Annotated in this window: 16 protein-coding genes; 15 read left to right on the forward strand and 1 reads right to left on the reverse strand. The window is 46.5% G+C overall.

The window, feature by feature from the left end:
* The first annotated feature begins 15 nt into the window (after positions 1-15).
* The 8 genes from L2D08_RS08280 to uvrC all read left to right on the forward strand — a co-directional run bounded on the left by L2D08_RS08280 (position 16) and on the right by uvrC (position 9,715).
* Entirely contained in the window at positions 16-2,370 is a 2,355-nt protein-coding gene (locus L2D08_RS08280) for an endonuclease MutS2 (protein ID WP_242233482.1), read from the forward strand.
* Between the two features lie 14 nt (positions 2,371-2,384).
* Positions 2,385-2,792, forward strand: coding sequence for a DUF350 domain-containing protein (locus L2D08_RS08285; protein WP_242233292.1), 408 nt, complete (start codon positions 2,385-2,387; stop codon positions 2,790-2,792).
* Positions 2,793-3,031: 239 nt separating this feature from the next.
* The gene (locus tag L2D08_RS08290) at positions 3,032-4,711 is read left to right on the forward strand and encodes a long-chain-fatty-acid--CoA ligase (protein ID WP_242233293.1); all 1,680 of its coding nucleotides are present in this window, start codon (positions 3,032-3,034) and stop codon (positions 4,709-4,711) included.
* 106 nt (positions 4,712-4,817) lie between these two features.
* On the forward strand, positions 4,818-5,402 hold the full coding sequence (locus tag L2D08_RS08295) for a fatty acid metabolism transcriptional regulator FadR (protein ID WP_242233294.1): 585 nt from the start codon (positions 4,818-4,820) through the stop codon (positions 5,400-5,402).
* Positions 5,403-5,428: 26 nt separating this feature from the next.
* Positions 5,429-6,202, forward strand: a complete 774-nt coding sequence (locus tag L2D08_RS08300) for an electron transfer flavoprotein subunit beta/FixA family protein (protein WP_242233295.1) — start codon at positions 5,429-5,431, stop codon at positions 6,200-6,202.
* 21 nt (positions 6,203-6,223) lie between these two features.
* A complete protein-coding gene (locus L2D08_RS08305; RefSeq protein WP_242233296.1) occupies positions 6,224-7,204 on the forward strand; it encodes an electron transfer flavoprotein subunit alpha/FixB family protein in 981 nt (326 codons plus the stop codon).
* A 268-nt stretch (positions 7,205-7,472) separates the two neighbouring features.
* Positions 7,473-7,787 carry a thioredoxin gene (gene trxA / locus L2D08_RS08310; RefSeq protein WP_242233297.1) on the forward strand — a complete coding sequence of 105 codons (315 nt, stop codon included), beginning with the start codon at positions 7,473-7,475 and terminating at the stop codon, positions 7,785-7,787.
* A 152-nt stretch (positions 7,788-7,939) separates the two neighbouring features.
* Positions 7,940-9,715 (forward strand): excinuclease ABC subunit UvrC, encoded by a 1,776-nt coding sequence (gene uvrC, locus L2D08_RS08315; protein ID WP_242233298.1) that lies wholly within the window; start codon positions 7,940-7,942, stop codon positions 9,713-9,715.
* Positions 9,716-9,732: 17 nt separating this feature from the next.
* On the opposite strand, the gene L2D08_RS08320 is transcribed toward uvrC, so the two are convergent.
* Positions 9,733-10,167, reverse strand: coding sequence for a YslB family protein (locus L2D08_RS08320; RefSeq protein WP_242233299.1), 435 nt, complete (start codon positions 10,165-10,167; stop codon positions 9,733-9,735).
* Positions 10,168-10,387: 220 nt separating this feature from the next.
* Here L2D08_RS08320 and L2D08_RS08325 point away from each other — a divergent pair, with 220 nt between their 5' ends.
* From L2D08_RS08325 to L2D08_RS08355, 7 genes are all read left to right on the forward strand, one after another.
* Positions 10,388-10,996 (forward strand): succinate dehydrogenase cytochrome b558 subunit, encoded by a 609-nt coding sequence (locus L2D08_RS08325; RefSeq protein ID WP_309089606.1) that lies wholly within the window; start codon positions 10,388-10,390, stop codon positions 10,994-10,996.
* Positions 10,997-11,064: 68 nt separating this feature from the next.
* Positions 11,065-12,828 carry a succinate dehydrogenase flavoprotein subunit gene (gene sdhA, locus L2D08_RS08330; RefSeq protein ID WP_242233301.1) on the forward strand — a complete coding sequence of 588 codons (1,764 nt, stop codon included), beginning with the start codon at positions 11,065-11,067 and terminating at the stop codon, positions 12,826-12,828.
* The gene (gene sdhB / locus L2D08_RS08335; RefSeq protein WP_242233302.1) at positions 12,828-13,595 is read left to right on the forward strand and encodes a succinate dehydrogenase iron-sulfur subunit; all 768 of its coding nucleotides are present in this window, start codon (positions 12,828-12,830) and stop codon (positions 13,593-13,595) included. Before sdhA ends, sdhB begins: the two co-directional genes overlap by 1 nt.
* 474 nt (positions 13,596-14,069) lie before the next feature.
* Complete coding sequence (locus L2D08_RS08340; RefSeq protein ID WP_242233483.1) at positions 14,070-14,288, forward strand: helix-turn-helix domain-containing protein; 219 nt, start codon at positions 14,070-14,072, stop codon at positions 14,286-14,288.
* Positions 14,289-14,403: 115 nt separating this feature from the next.
* Positions 14,404-14,853, forward strand: a complete 450-nt coding sequence (locus L2D08_RS08345) for a MarR family winged helix-turn-helix transcriptional regulator (RefSeq protein WP_242233303.1) — start codon at positions 14,404-14,406, stop codon at positions 14,851-14,853.
* A 10-nt stretch (positions 14,854-14,863) separates the two neighbouring features.
* On the forward strand, positions 14,864-15,658 hold the full coding sequence (gene racE, locus L2D08_RS08350) for a glutamate racemase (RefSeq protein ID WP_255821890.1): 795 nt from the start codon (positions 14,864-14,866) through the stop codon (positions 15,656-15,658).
* 64 nt (positions 15,659-15,722) lie between these two features.
* Entirely contained in the window at positions 15,723-16,718 is a 996-nt protein-coding gene (locus L2D08_RS08355; RefSeq protein ID WP_242233304.1) for a GerMN domain-containing protein, read from the forward strand.
* Positions 16,719-16,769 lie beyond the last annotated feature (51 nt).

Consider the following 16,769-nt stretch of genomic DNA (forward strand, 5'->3'; position numbering starts at 1 on the left):
AGGAGTCGAAACGTGTTGAATAAAAAAGTGCTTGCCACACTTGAATTTGATAAAATTATTGCCAAACTGGCCGAATATGCTTCTTCCGAAGTCGGCCGTTCGTTTGCGGAAGAATTAAAGCCTTCACTGAACCCGGAAGAGGTACAGCGGTGGCTCGATGAAACAGAAGAAGCAGCCGCGGTGATTCGCATTAAAGGAAATGTTCCGCTTGACGGCATTTATGATATCCGTCCGCATGCCAAACGCGCGCAAATCGGCGGCGTACTTAGTGGTACAGAACTAGTGCGGATTGCCAGCACAATCGCTGCAAGCCGCCACATCCGTAATTTTATTGAAGATGTACGTTCAGAAGGACAGGTGACCCTGCGTATTTTACCGGAAAAAACAGCTGTGATTCCGGTTTTAACAGACCTTGAACATAAAATTAAACATACAGTCGACGAAAATGGCCGTGTGCTTGATTCAGCAAGTGACAGCCTGCGGCATATTCGTCACGGCATGCGTTCGGCGGAATCGCGTATCCGGGCCAAGCTTGAAAGCCTGACACGCGGGCAAAGTGCACAAAAAATGCTGTCGGATGCCATTGTGACTATTCGAAACGACCGCTATGTTATTCCGGTAAAGCAGGAATACCGTTCCCACTATGGCGGTATCGTACATGACCAGTCGTCTTCTGGACAAACCCTGTTTATTGAACCGGCATCGGTTGTCAGCTTAAACAATGAACTGCGAGAGCTGACCGTAAAAGAGCAGTATGAAGTGGAAAAGATTCTGCAGGAGCTGACCGCCCAAACGGCCGAGCACGCACCGGGTCTTTTCGCCATGACAAAGATGCTGTCTGAAATTGATTTTATTTTTACAAAAGGAAAGTTTGCCCGGTCGATGAATGCCACAAAGCCGCTTTTAAACGAGGAAGGCTACATTCATTATATTGGCGCGCGGCATCCGCTTTTGCCTGCGGATGAAGCGGTGGCAAGTGACATTGAGATCGGCCGCGAATATACCGCGATCGTGATCACGGGTCCGAATACCGGTGGTAAAACCGTTACGCTAAAGACAACGGGTCTTTCTGTGCTGATGGCGCAGTCCGGGTTGTTTATCCCTGCTGAAGACGGATCCGAAACAGCGGTTTTCCAATCCGTGTTTGCCGATATCGGTGACGAGCAGTCGATTGAACAAAACTTAAGTACCTTCTCTTCTCATATGGTTAATATCGCCGCTATGCTAAAAGAAATTGATCATGAAAGCCTTGTTCTATTCGATGAGCTTGGATCAGGAACGGATCCGCAGGAAGGATCCGCCCTGGCGATTTCGATTTTAGATGAAGTGATCAGCCGAGGGGCACGGGTAATCGCAACAACGCATTATCCAGAGCTAAAAGCCTACGGATATAACCGTGATAGAGTCATTAACGCAAGTGTGGAATTTAATGTGGAAACGTTAAGCCCGACATACCGCTTGCTGATTGGCATTCCGGGACGAAGCAACGCATTTGAAATTTCGAAGCGGATTGGGCTTGATCCTGCGCTTATCGAAAATGCCCGGAATTTAATCAGCGCCGATTCGCACGAAGTGGATAATATGATTGCAGCGCTTGATGAGAGCCGCCGCAAAGCTGAACAGCATGAACAGGAAACGCGTGCTTATTTGCGTGACACAGAAAAACTTCACCGTGACCTGCAAAAAGAAGTGATTGCTTATCACGAGCAGAAAGAAAAAATGGAAGAAAAAGCGCGTGCGGAAGCAGCCGAGATTGTAGAAAAAGCACGTGCAGAAGCAGAAGGTGTGATGAAAGAGCTTCGGGCACTTCGCCTGGCAGGCGGAGCGAATGTAAAAGAGCATGAACTGATCGAAGCACGTAAAAGGCTGGAAGACGCGGTGCCGGAACGCAAAACGAAAAAGCCGGCTATTGAACCAGCGAAACGCCAGTGGAAACCAGGCGATGAAGTCAAAGTGATCAGCTTCGGCCAAAAAGGCAGCATCATTGAAAAAGCCGCCGGAGATGAATGGATCGTTCAGATGGGGATCATCAAAATGAAGGTAGCCGAATCGGATATGGAATTCATTAAATCCGAGAAAAAGAAAGAACCAAAACCAATTGCGACGATCCGGGGCAAAGATTTTCACGTTTCCTCTGAACTGGATTTACGCGGTGAGCGATATGAAGATGCACTGAAGCGAGTGGAAAAGTACCTGGATGATGCGCTTTTAGCGGGGTACCATCAAGTGTCGATTATCCACGGAAAAGGAACGGGTGCGCTTATGAAAGGGGTACGCAGTTACCTGACAAAACATCGGATGGTCAAAAATATACGATTTGGCGGAGCGGGCGAAGGCGGGCTTGGTGTTACAATCGCTGAGCTGAAATAAGAGGGGGCCGGGTTATGACAGGTTTTTGGGAAAACCAATATGTGCAGATGGCGGGCTATTACAGCATTGCAACCATCTGTATTATTATCTGCCTGGCTATATTTGAACTGGTCACATCCTATCGGAATTGGGAAGAAATCAAAAAAGGCAATATGGCAGTAGCCATGGCAACTGGAGGCAAAATCTTCGGTATTGCCAACGTTTTTCACCACTCTATTTTGCATAATGATTCTGTTTTAACCATGGCGGGATGGGGCCTTTTCGGCTTTATCCTGCTATTGGCCGGCTATTTTATGTTTGAGTTTCTGACGCCGAGTTTTAACGTGGACAAAGAAATCCAGCGCGATAACCGGGCTGTCGGCTTTATTTCATTTATCATTTCTGCAGGCCTCTCATACATGATTGGCGCTGCGCTTTTGTAAAGAAAAGAGGAGCACAAACTTGGAAACATTAGCAAAGATCTTGATGGCCTGCTGTGCAGCTTTTTTGATTGTCGGCATCATTTATATGGTAATGAACTCATAAAATAAAAAAGAAATAAAACCGCTTATGGCGGAAAGAAAAAGCGGCTCCAGAGCTGCTTTTTCTTCTCTTGTAAAATGAATTTCTGTTCATTATACTGAAGGCAGCACCTATTCTTTTTGTAAAGGGGCAGATGAAGATGTCCGAAAAACCGTGGCTGATTCATTATCCGAAGGAAATTCCCGCTGCGCTGGATTACCCGAAGGAGCCGCTGTCATCGTTTCTAACGGAAGCCGCCGCGAAGTATCCCGACAAAACGGCTATTCATTTTCTCGGGAAAGAATTATCCTATAAAGAGCTTCATGAATCCGCACTAAAACTTGCCTCCTATTTAAAAAAACTCGGTATTCAAAAAGGCGATCGTATCGGTATTATGCTTCCCAATACCCCGCAGGCTGTGATAAGCTTTTACGCTATTTTGTACACAGGGGCAGTCGTTGTCCAGTTCAATCCGCTTTACAAAGAACGGGAAATCGAGTATCAGTTAAAAGATTGTGGTGCCAAAGTGATGATTGTCCTCGATCTTCTTTATCCACGCGTTCAAAAAATCATTCACCATACAAATGTGCAGCACTTGATTGTAACCGCTATCAAAGACTATCTGCCCTTTCCAAAAAACGTCCTTTACCCCTTCATTCAAAAAAAGCAAACTGGCATCTCGGTAAGTATAGAAAACCGTTATAACAATCACTTTTTCACATCTATTATGGAGGAGATCGAAGCAAAGGAAGAAGTCTTGGAAGTGGATATTGAAAACGACCTGGCCGTTTTGCAGTATACAGGAGGTACGACAGGCTTTCCAAAGGGTGTAGTCCTAACTCATCAAAATCTTGTGGCAAACGCTTCGATGTGCGGCGCATGGATGTACAAATACCGTCCTGGCGGGGAAGTGATTTTAGGCGTCATTCCTTTTTTCCATGTGTACGGCATGACAACCGTGATGATTTTAGGCGTTATGCAAGGATATAAAATGGTACTGCTGCCAAAGTTTGATGTGAAAACAACCTTAAAAACGATTCATAAGCAAAAGCCGACTATTTTTCCAGGGGCGCCGACGATTTACATTGGCCTGCTTAACGCTCCACGCTTACAAAAGTACGATTTGTCTTCTATTGATTCATGTATTAGCGGTTCAGCGCCGCTGCCGGTTGAGGTGCAGGAAAAGTTCGAGCGGGCCACAGGCGGAAAGCTTGTTGAAGGATATGGGTTAACAGAAACATCTCCCGTTACCCACGCTAATTTTATTTGGGAAAAGCGTGTAAAAGGAAGTGTCGGCGTTCCATGGCCGGATACAGAAGCAGTGATTTTATCGCTGCAAACCGGCAAGCCGGTGGATCAGCCGGGAGAACGTGGAGAAATTGCTGTCCGCGGCCCGCAGGTGATGAAAGGATATTGGAACCGGCCGGAAGAAACGGAACAGTGTTTTCAAGACGGCTGGCTGTTAACGGGAGACATTGGCTATATGGATGAAGACGGCTTCTTTTATGTAGTCGATCGAAAAAAAGACATGATTATCGCAGGAGGATTTAACATATATCCGCGCGAAGTAGAAGAAGTACTGTATGAGCACGAAAACGTCCAAGAGGCCGTGGTGGCGGGTGTTCCGGATCCATACCGCGGTGAAACAGTTAAAGCTTTTATCGTCTTGAAAGAAGGTCGGCATACAGCTGCAGAAGAACTCGATAAATACTGCCGGACACATTTAGCCGCTTTTAAAGTGCCCCGTATTTATGAATTCCGTGAAGAGCTGCCGAAAACAGCTGTCGGTAAAATTTTACGCCGCGTGCTCATTGAAGAAGAAAAGCAAAAAAAGGACTAAACGAGCTGAAGGGGCTGCCTGCTTGACGAAATCAAAGAATAAGAATAAGATAAATGCATGAATGAATAGTCATTCATTATTGATTTCACAGGAGGCGGCTTGCTTCATGCAGCGAAACAAACCAAAATACCATCAAATCATCGATGCCGCCGTTGTCGCTATTGCCGAGAACGGCTACCATCAAGCACAAGTATCGAAAATAGCCCGGCAGGCCGGTGTCGCGGATGGAACCATCTATTTATACTTTAAAAATAAAGAAGATATTTTAATTTCATTGTTCCAGGAAAAAATGGGGACATTTATCCAAAAAACAAGTGAAATTATTGAAACGAAGCAAACGGCAGCTGAGCAGCTGGAGCTGCTTGTCCAAAACCACTTTGGACTTCTTGCAGAAGATCCCCACCTGGCGGTTGTAACCCAGTTAGAACTGCGTCAGTCCAACAAGGAGCTGCGTTTGAAAATCAATGAAGTGTTAAAATCATACTTGCAGCTGATCGAACAAATTTTACAAAAAGGAGTCCAAAACGGCGAGTTCAATGCAGTCTTAAATATACGCCTGTCCCGGCAAATGGTATTCGGAACCCTCGATGAAATGGTCACTACCTGGGTGATGAATGACCAAAAGTATAACCTGGCTGCTTCAGCGGAAGAAGTAACCAGGATGCTGTTAAATGGTTTTTCCGGCCGTTAATTGTCTGAACAGAAGGAGGAAATCAAATGAACTTATATGTTTTAATGAAAAGAACATTTGATACAGAAGAAAAAATCTTTATTTCAGACGGAAGTATTCAAGAAGACGGAGCCGAATTTATTATTAATCCATATGATGAATATGCTATTGAAGAAGCCATCAAAATCCGGGATGCGCACGGCGGAGAAGTAACCGTTATGACTGTCGGCACAGACGAAGCCCAAAAGCAGCTTCGAACAGCTCTCGCCATGGGCGCAGACAAAGCCGTGCTTATCAATATAGAAGAAGAGATCGGGGAAGGGGACGCCTTTACTACAGCCCGGGTTTTGACCGAGTATTTAAAAAACAAAAAAGCAGATCTTATTTTGGCGGGAAACGTCACGATTGACGGAGGAAGCGGCCAGGTCGGACCACGTGTAGCAGAGAGTCTCGGCATAGTCTGCGTGTCGACCATTACAAAAATAGAAATAAACGGAAGGGAAGTTTTGATTACCCGGGACGTAGAAGGCGATACCGAAAGGGTGAAAACAACACTGCCGCTTCTTGTAACCTGTCAGCAGGGGTTAAACGATCCCCGTTATCCTTCTTTGCCCGGCATTATGAAAGCGAAAAAAAAGCCGCTTGAAGAATGTGGGCTCGACGACCTTCAGCTGGAGGAAGGCGATGCAGCGCCCAAAACAAAAACCGTTGAAGTATTTATGCCGCCCCAAAAAACAGCCGGACGCATTCTGCAGGGAGAATTAGCCGGACAGGTCAGTGAGCTGGCCGCATTGCTCCGCTCTGAAGCACATGTCATTTGATTTCTAGGGGAGGGGTTTATTATGCCAAAGAAAATCATGGCAGTAGGAGAAATAAGGGAAGGACAGCTCCGCCGTGTTTCTTTTGAAACCATTGCCGCTGCAAAAGCCGCTGCAGAGGGCGGGGAGGTGGTCGGTGTTTTGATTGGCAAAGAGGCCGGTGCTCTTGCGGAAGAAATGATTCAATATGGGGCAGACCGGGTGCGGACAGCAGAAGATGAAAAGCTCGGATACTATACATCAGATGGATTTGCCAGCGCGATGATGGCGGCTGTTGAGCAGGAGCAGCCAGATGGCATTTTCTTCGGGCATACAGCGCTCGGCAAGGATTTAGCTCCCAAAATCGCTGCACAGCTGGACGCAGGGCTCGTTTCGGATGTGACGGCTCTCGAAGTGAGGGGCGGAGAGGTTGTATTTACAAGACCTATTTATGCAGGCAAGGCATTTCAAAAAGTAACCGTTCCTGAAGGCCTTTTGCTGGCAGCCATCCGGCCGAATAACATTGAGCCATGCACGAGGGATCGGACGCGTTCCGGAGATGTTTCCCCTCTTTCTTTTCCGGTTAAAGATATCCGCGTTGTGATCGAGGAGGTCATTCGAAAATCAGCGGGAAGCGTAGATCTTTCAGAAGCAAAAGTGATTGTAGCCGGCGGACGAGGGGTAAAAAGCGCGGAAGGCTTCCGGCCGCTGCAGGAGCTGGCGGATGTTATGGGCGGAGCCGTTGGTGCTTCCAGGGGGGCCTGTGATGCCGGATATTGTGACTATTCTCTGCAAATTGGACAGACGGGCAAGGTGGTAACCCCTGATTTATACATTGCCTGTGGCATTTCCGGAGCCATTCAGCATTTGGCCGGAATGTCCAATTCAAAAGTGATTGTAGCGGTTAATAAAGACCCGGATGCAGAGATTTTTAAGGTGGCGGATTACGGAATTGTCGGTGACTTATTTCAGGTAGTCCCGATGCTGACGGAAGAGCTGAAAAAAATAAAAGCAGTGAGCCCCTAATTTTGGACTCTTAGAGTGTAGATTAAGTTAGGAAGCAGGCTGATTGAAAGCGCCTGCTCTTCCAGGAACGCAGCTGGATGGGAAGCGGAGTGACCTTTTTGGGGTCATGAGCATTCACAGCCAGCAAGTGACGCCGAAAGCGGGCGTTTGTCAATAGCCTGTGAGCCCCTGGGTTTGGGGCTCTTTTACTTAGGGTAAGCAAAATAATAGCTAACCCCAAAAAACGGTGATATACTTTCCGTACAGAAACTTTAGGAGGTATTTATACATGGCAATTGTAAAAGCGACTGATGCAAACTTCTCGACTGAAACAGGAAGCGGACTTGTTCTCGCGGATTTCTGGGCACCTTGGTGCGGACCGTGCAAAATGATTGCGCCTGTTCTTGAAGAATTAGATTCTGAAATGAGCGACAAAGTAAAAATCGTCAAAATTGACGTTGATGAAAACCAACAAACTGCTGGCGAGTACGGCGTAATGAGTATCCCGACACTGATCTTATTCAAAGACGGCCAGCCGGTCGATAAAGTGATTGGATTCCAGCCAAAAGAAGCGCTTGAAGAACTAATCAACCGCAACGCGTAATGAAAGAAAAGGCGTCCCGCATTGACGGGGCGTTTTTTTTACGTTATTTCCTTAAAAGCTCCTTCGTTTTCCTGCCAGCTAGCCTTCCGGTAAAGAATGCTGCCTGGCTCGTCCGCCGTATGCTTTCTTACTTATAAAAGGAGTGAAAAGAGATGAATGAACTGATCCAGCATAAACTGGCTCTCCTGCCGGATGAATCTGGATGCTATTTAATGAAGGACCGGCACGGGACAGTGATTTATGTGGGAAAAGCAAAAGTGCTGAAGAACCGGGTCCGTTCCTATTTTACCGGCTCGCATGATGCGAAAACAACGAGATTGGTCAGTGAAATTGCAGACTTTGAATATATTATTACTTCCTCGGATCTTGAAGCACTTATTTTAGAGCTGAACTTAATTAAAAAATACGATCCAAAGTATAATATCATGCTTAAGGACGACAAAAGTTATCCGTTTATTAAGCTGACTGCAGAGCGGCATCCGCGCCTCATTATCACGAGGAAGGTAAAAAAAGACAAAGGGAAGTACTTTGGTCCGTACCCGAATGCGTATGCTGCATCGGAAACAAAAAAGCTTCTGGACCGCTTGTATCCGCTCCGCAAATGCTCAACGCTGCCTGACCGCGTTTGTCTGTATTACCATATGGGGCAGTGTCTCGCCCCTTGTGTAAAAGAAGTGCCAGCTGATACGTATAAAGAAATGGCAGCGGAAATTACCCGCTTTTTAAATGGCGGCCATCAAGAAGTGAAAAAAGCTTTGACTGCAAAAATGGAAGAAGCAGCGGAAAAGCTTGAATTTGAACGCGCAAAAGAATACCGTGATCAAATTTCTCATATCGACACCCTGATGGAAAAGCAAAAAATCAACATGGCCGACCTTACGGATCGTGATGTTTTTGGCTATACAGTCGATAAAGGCTGGATGTGTGTGCAGGTATTTTTTGTGCGTCAGGGACGCTTAATTGAACGGGATGTGTCCACTTTTCCTATTTATAGTGAGCCTGAAGAAGAATTTTTAACATTTCTTGGCCGTTTTTATGAGGCGCCGGAGCATTTTAAGCCGAAGGAAATTCTTCTTCCAGACGCTGTTGATGCAGATCTTGCCGGACAGCTGATCGGTGTGCCGGTTACAAAGCCGCAGCGGGGCAAGAAAAAGGAATTGGTGGAGCTTGCAGGCAACAACGCAAAAGCGGCTTTAAAAGAAAAATTTGCGTTAATTGACCGGGACGAAGAAAGAACGATCAAAGCGGCTGAGCAGCTTGGCGAAGTCATGAATATTCATGTTCCCCGCCGAATTGAAGCGTTTGATAACTCAAACATCCAGGGAACAGCACCGGTGTCGGCGATGATTGTCTTTATTGACGGGAAGCCTGAAAAAAAAGAATATCGAAAATATAAAATTAAAACCGTAAAAGGGCCCGATGATTACGGCTCTATGCGGGAAGTAGTGCGGCGCCGGTATACTCGTGTGCTGCGGGAAGGGCTGCCGCTGCCTGATTTAATTATTATCGATGGCGGAAAAGGGCAGATAGAAGCAGCGCGCGATGTATTGCTCGATGAGCTTGGGCTTGATATCCCGGTCGCCGGCCTCGCAAAAGACGAGCGTCACCGCACCTCTCAGCTTCTTTATGGAAGCCCGCTGCAAATTGTGCCGCTTGCGCACAACAGCCAGGCATTTTATTTACTTCAGCGTATTCAGGATGAGGTGCACCGGTTTGCGATTACCTTCCACCGGCAAATCCGGGGCAAAGGTGCTTTTCAATCTATTTTAGATGACATAGAGGGCGTGGGGCCGCAGCGGAAAAAGCAGCTGTTGAAAGTATTTGGCTCTCTTAAAAAACTAAAAGAAGCCTCAAAAGAAGAAATCATGGCGGCTGGGATTCCAGCCAAAACAGCCGAAGCCGTTATGGCAGCTCTAAATGAAGAATAGACCGCTCAGCGAGCGGTCTATTCCCATTTTACAGTAATTTCGACATGCTTATTTTTCTTATGTAATTGACAAATTGCTTCAGCGTTCGACTCAAAACGGGCTGCTGCCTGTTCCGCAATAAAGCCGCTTTCAAGTGTAAAAGCAGGATTTGCCTGCACGGTAAACCGCCGTTCAACTAAACTTCCAGATAAGCGGTAGACCCATTCTTTTCTCGTTTCTTTTACAAGTTCAATTGTACCCCAGCCGGCTTCTTTGAAAAAAGCTGTCAATTCTTCTGTATTTGCACAAGGAAAGCTCCGCGCAAGCATTTTTCCGCCCCAATATAAGATTTCAGCCGCGTCATTTCCGAGCAGATCGCCAAGTAAAACATCCCGTATCAGTTCATAGCCAAAGACAGAAACGGACACTTTCGGTGCTTCAACGAGTCCCTGTTCTTCGTTTTCAATAGTCAAAGTGAATTCCTCGCTTTCTCTCTCGTTATTATATACAATTGGCCGTCTCAAAAAAAGCATATTCCGCATGAAAAGCCGGACAAAAATGTCCCCGCCTTACCTTGACGCTCTTAATTTATGGGAGTAAAATGAATTTGTCACATCGTAAGATTACTAGATGAAGCAATGTGCGAATAAACAAAATATTTGTCGGATGCTTCAAATTCAAGGGGGGAAAATGGTGGCTGACAATCGAGAGTTTTTTTACCGCAGGCTGCACTCATTGCTCGGTGTCATTCCGGTCGGGCTTTTTATGACGCAGCATCTAGTCGTGAATCATTTTGCGACGAAAGGGGAAGAAGCGTTTAACCAGGCGGCAGGCTTTATGGGAAGTTTACCTTTTGTGCTTGTGCTTGAAACGTTAGTGATCTTCCTGCCACTTTTGTTCCACGCGATTTATGGGCTTTACATTGCGTTCACTGCGAAAAACAATCCTGGACGCTTTGGGTACTTCCGCAACTGGATGTTTGTGCTGCAGCGCTGGACAGGCGTGATTACACTGATCTTTGTTGCATGGCACGTATGGGAAACACGGGTTCAAGCTGCGCTTGGTGCAGAAGTGAATTTTCAGATGATGGAGAATATTTTAGATAATCCATTTATGCTCGTTTTTTACATAGTTGGAGTGCTTTCAGCAATTTTCCATTTTGCAAATGGTTTATGGTCGTTTTGTGTGAGCTGGGGAATCGCAGTATCGCCACGTTCACAACGTATTGTTACATACGCAACATTGCTTGTATTTTTAGCTTTATCATATGTCGGATTAAGCGCTATCTTTGCGTTTGTATAAAACCCGGCAATGAATGGAGTTTTGTCAGATAGATAGAAGGCAGGACTGAAAAGGGAGTGGACCTCACAATGAGTAAAGGTAAAGTTATCGTAGTCGGCGGCGGTTTGGCCGGTTTGATGGCTACGATTAAAGCAGCAGAGTCAGGTACGCCTGTCGAGTTATTTTCGCTCGTTCCGGTAAAGCGTTCTCATTCCGTTTGTGCGCAGGGCGGCATTAATGGAGCGGTTAATACAAAAGGGGAAGGCGATTCTCCGTGGGTACATTTTGATGACACCATTTATGGAGGCGATTTCTTAGCGAATCAGCCGCCGGTAAAAGCGATGGCAGAAGCGGCACCGGGCATTATTCATTTGCTTGACCGTATGGGCGTTATGTTTAACCGGACACCAGAAGGTCTTCTTGATTTCCGCCGTTTCGGAGGCACACAGCATCACCGTACTGCTTTTGCAGGTGCCACTACAGGCCAGCAGCTGCTGTATGCGCTGGATGAGCAGGTGCGCCGCTTTGAAGTAGCAGGTCTTGTGACAAAATATGAAGGCTGGGAATTTCTCGGCGCCGTAGTTGATGACGAAGGAATTTGCCGTGGGATTGTCGGTCAAAATCTGGCAACGATGGAAATTCAATCGTTTCCAGCAGATGCGGTTATTATGGCAACAGGCGGCCCTGGTATTATCTTTGGTAAGTCTACAAACTCGATTATCAACACAGGCTCAGCTGCATCAATTGTGTATCAGCAGGGCGTTCATTACGCAAATGGCGAGTTCATTCAAATTCACCCAACAGCGATTCCGGGGGATGACAAACTTCGCCTAATGAGTGAATCAGCGCGCGGTGAGGGTGGGCGCGTTTGGACATATAAAGATGGAAAGCCTTGGTACTTCCTGGAAGAGAAGTATCCAGCTTACGGAAACCTGGTGCCGCGGGATATTGCAACACGCGAAATCTTTGATGTTTGTGTAAACCAAAAACTAGGTATCAATGGTGAAAACATGGTATACTTGGATCTGTCCCATAAAGATCCACACGAACTAGACATCAAGCTGGGCGGAATTATCGAAATCTATGAAAAATTCATGGGTGATGATCCGCGTAAAGTACCGATGAAAATCTTCCCTGCTGTTCATTACTCTATGGGCGGACTATGGGTTGATTATGATCAGCAGACCAATATTCCAGGTCTTTTTGCAGCTGGTGAGTGTGACTATTCACAGCACGGTGCAAACCGTCTTGGGGCGAATTCTCTCCTTTCCGCTATTTATGGCGGTATGGTAGCAGGGCCAAACGCAGTACGGTACATTAACGGACTAGAGAAAAGTGCCGAGGCCGTTTCTTCGTCTGTATTCGACAATCATGTGAAGCAGGAGCAGGCAAAATGGAACGATGTCATGTCCTTAAACAAAGGATCTGAAAATGCCTATGTTCTTCACAAGGAATTGGGCGAATGGATGACCGCTAATGTGACCGTTGTTCGATATAATGATAAGTTGCAGCAGACAGACGATAAAATTGTTGAGTTGATGGAACGCTATAAAAACATCGACATTAATGATACAGCCAAGTGGAGCAATCAGGGTGCGATGTTTACCCGCCAGTTGAAAAACATGCTTCATTTGGCACGCGTCATGACGATTGGTGCTTTGAACCGGAACGAAAGCCGCGGAGCACACTACAAGCCGGACTTCCCGGACCGTAATGACGAAGAATTTATGAAAACAACGATGGCCACGTTCACAGGTGAAAACACGGCGCCTTCTTTCCATTACGAAGACATCGATGTATCGCTCATTCCGCCTCGTAAACGGGACTACTCGAAGAAGAAGGAGGAGAAATAATGAGTGAGCAAAAAACAGTTCGATTTCTCATCACACGTCAAGATGCCGCTGATTCTACTCCGTATGAGGAAGAGTTCGAAATACCCTACCGTCCGAATATGAACGTGATTTCCGCCCTAATGGAAATCCGTCGTAATCCGGTAAATAAAAAAGGTGAAAAAACAACACCGATTACCTGGGACATGAACTGTCTTGAGGAAGTATGCGGTGCCTGCTCTATGAATATCAACGGCAAGCCGCGCCAGTCTTGTACAGCTCTTGTTGACCAATTGGAGCAGCCGATTCGCCTGGCTCCAATGAATACGTTCCCGGTTATTCGTGACCTTCAGGTAGACCGCAGCCGTATGTTTGATTCATTGAAGCGTGTTAAAGCGTGGGTGCCAATTGATGGAACGTACGATTTAGGGCCTGGACCGCGTATGCCGGAGCGGAAGCGCCAATGGGCATACGAACTGTCCAAATGTATGACGTGCGGTGTATGCTTGGAAGCTTGTCCAAATGTAAACAGCAAATCAAACTTTATCGGTCCGCAGCCATTATCGCAGGTTCGTTTGTTTAATGCGCATCCAACAGGTGCCATGAACCGTGATGAGCGCCTTGAAACGATTATGGGAGACGGAGGACTTGCCAACTGCGGTAACTCGCAAAACTGTGTTCAGTCCTGCCCGAAAGGTATTCCGTTAACGACATCGATCGCTGCGTTAAACCGTGAAGCTACATTCCAGTCGTTCCGTAATTTCTTCGGAAGCGACCACGCAGTAGATTAATAGAAAACCTCCAGCTTATGCTGGAGGTTTTTTGTATGGAAAGATACCATAACCGTTGTCGGTGAATGAAAGCAGCTGCGTATGTGAAGCTTTGGAAGAATAGGCATGTCCTCGTCATACACCCGCCGTATTTATATACTCTGGAAAAGGTCTCGTTTGCTTTTTGCAGGCAGGCGGCTTTAAAAAAACGATCGTGGACCTCATTACAGCTGTAAAAACTGATTTATAAGTGGCTATAGGGAAAGGTGCTCTATCGTAATGAATTAAAATGTAAGTTTAAACAGCTTCCCGTGTCACTTTCCCGGTGGTTTTTATGGTGAAAAAGTAACGTGGTGATGCCCCTGATAAAACCTATGGCCGGCCTGTTTCTTTTACTGATAATACAAAAGAGCTTCTTATGTAAAACCAATTACGTATAGCGCGCATATGATAAGGGTAGTGGCGGCTAACCGACACAGGCTGCTCTTTGAAAGGGTGACGTTGTTTGTGGCAGCTCTGATTTTGACGAAGCGCGAAAAAGACGTATTCAAGAGACTGGTTGACGGAAAATCTACACACGACATTGCAGAAGAATTGGGAATCAGTGAAAAAACGGTCCGGAACCATATTTCAAATGGCATTCAAAAGCTGGGCGTCAAAGGACGGGCGCAAGCTATTGTAGAATTGCTTCGGATCGGGGAGCTTACGTTATAAAGCTAAAGCCGTGCCGGGAAGGGCGCGGCTTTTCCCTTGCTTGCATTTTGTTTGAAAAAAAGCGAAAATAAAAGAAGAATGGCATATTGTTTTACATATGAAAGGGTGCAAAAACATGTCTCTCACACGAAGCAGTTCGGGAGAAGCGGTCGCCGATATTGAACGGAACCTGCGTCATATTGACAGCATTATCAAGCAAAAAGGCCGTGAAATTTTAAATGATTATATGATTACGCCGCCACAATTTATTGCCTTGCATTCATTATATGAAAAAGGGGATACAACAATTGGCGATCTTTCTTCAAGAATGTTTTTGGCATGCAGCACGACAACGGATTTAATTAACCGAATGGAAAAAGCGTCCCTTGTTGCGCGTGTCCGGGACACAAAAGACCGGCGCATTGTCCGGATTCATCTTCTAGAAGAAGGCGAAAAAATTATTAAAGAAGTTATTAAAAGGCGCCGCCAATATGTTGAGGATGTGCTGGATAACTTTTCGGAGGAAGAAACAGCGCAATTAAATGCCCTTTTAAGTAAAATGCACATTGAAATGAAAGTGGAATGAGGCGTCGGTGTTGAACAGACCAATTGGAGTAATTGATTCAGGTGTCGGCGGGCTGACGGTTGCAAAAGAAATGATGCGCCAGCTGCCTAAGGAAACCATTTATTATATAGGGGATACAGCGCGCTGTCCGTACGGCCCGCGGCTGCCCGGAGAGGTACGGCAGTTTACTTGGGAAATGACCCGTTTTTTAGAGCGGTACGATATGAAAATGCTGGTGATTGCCTGCAACACGGCTACCGCTGTTGTGTTAGATGAAATCAAACGCCAGCTGCCTATTCCGGTTGTCGGTGTTATTCAGCCAGGCTCCCGCGCGGCTATTAAACAAACCAAGAACCGTCGTATTGCTGTGCTTGGAACCGCTGGCACGGTGAAAAGCAAAGCTTATGAAAAAGCTATTGCCGCCATTGATCCGGGAGCAGAAGTATATGCTCTTGCCTGCCCGGGATTTGTCCCGCTTGTTGAAAGTGGAAAATATCGCAGCGAGCGAGCCAAGCAGGTGGTGGCCCATACGCTTGAACCGCTAAAAGAAACGCCGTCTGATACGATTATACTTGGCTGCACACACTATCCTCTCTTGGAACCGATTATTGCGGGTTTTATGGGGGAAGAGGTGTCAGTCATTAGTTCTGGTGATGAAACCGCTCGTGAAGTCAGTGCGATTTTAGAGTTTAATGAGATGCTTTCAAATAGTGAACAGGCGGATCACCGTTTTTTTACAACCGGAAGTGTCCGGGCTTTTAACGCGATTGCAGCAGACTGGCTTGGGGATGTTCCATTAAATACGAAAAAAATTCAGCTGGCATAAATGCCGGCTTTTTTTCATTTGTCTGCATATATTTGTATGAATGCAAATGAAAGGGGCGGTTTAAGTGCAGAAAAAATGTGGCTTGCTGTTGCTGCTTATACTGTCAGGCTGTTCAGCGGAACCAGAGGAAGGACTGCCGGTGAAAGTGGTGTACACCGAAGAAGAGGGAGACAAGCCGGTCGCGGCAGAAGAAAAAGTGATGGCAGAATTGTATGTTGTGGACGAAAATGGACTTCTTGTTCCTCAAATAGCGGCAGTCGAAGGAAACGGGGAGGAAGAGCAAGCTGCGCTTATCGCGCTGGCGGAAGGGAACATTCCAGCCGGCTTCCGTTCTCCATTGCCTGAAGGAACCGTTATTCAAGATGTCGAGCTCGATGGGAAAACAGCTATCGTAAGTGTGGGAGGCGCTTTTGCCAATTATCCGGCAGAGGAAGAGGCACTTGTCGCATCAGCCATTACGTGGACGGTTACCGGAATGGGCCAGGCAGATCGCGTTAAAATTAAATTTAACGGCGAAACACTGGAGTCCATGCCGAAAGCAGGACTGCCGATTGCAGCCGGAGGCATGAAGCGGGAAGATGGTATCAACTTAAAAGCGGGCTATACTGATCCTGGAGCAACAAAACCGATTACTGTGTATTTTACCGGACAAAATGAACAGGGGCCTTATTTAGTGCCGGTTACCCGCCGCATTTCAGAGGATGAAACAGACCTTATTGCTGCTTCTGTAAAAGAGCTTGCGAAGGGACCTGCGGCAGGCAGCGGGCTTATGACAAGCTGGCCGGCTGATGCAAAGCTGACAAAAGAACCGGAAGTAGAAGATGGACGGGCTGTTCTTCAGTTTAACGAGGCCGTTTTGGAAAACAACGGAGAAGCTCTTGTTTCAAGCAGTCTGTTAAAGCCGTTATCACTAACGCTGGCTGCTACTGCCCAAATTGAAAGTATAGGGGTTGAAGTGGAAGGCCACCCAGAGGTGAAAATGGAAACAGGGGCCCCTCTGCCGGCTTCCTTGACGACTCCTTTGTTTGTAAATGAAGAAAGTCTTCCATCTGCCGAATGAATATTTGACAGACGCGTATAATTTTTGGAAAATGGACAGCGGAAGCAGGAA

It is taken from the genome of Domibacillus sp. PGB-M46 (assembly GCF_022668875.1).
Classification (GTDB): Bacteria; Bacillota; Bacilli; order Bacillales; family Domibacillaceae; genus Domibacillus.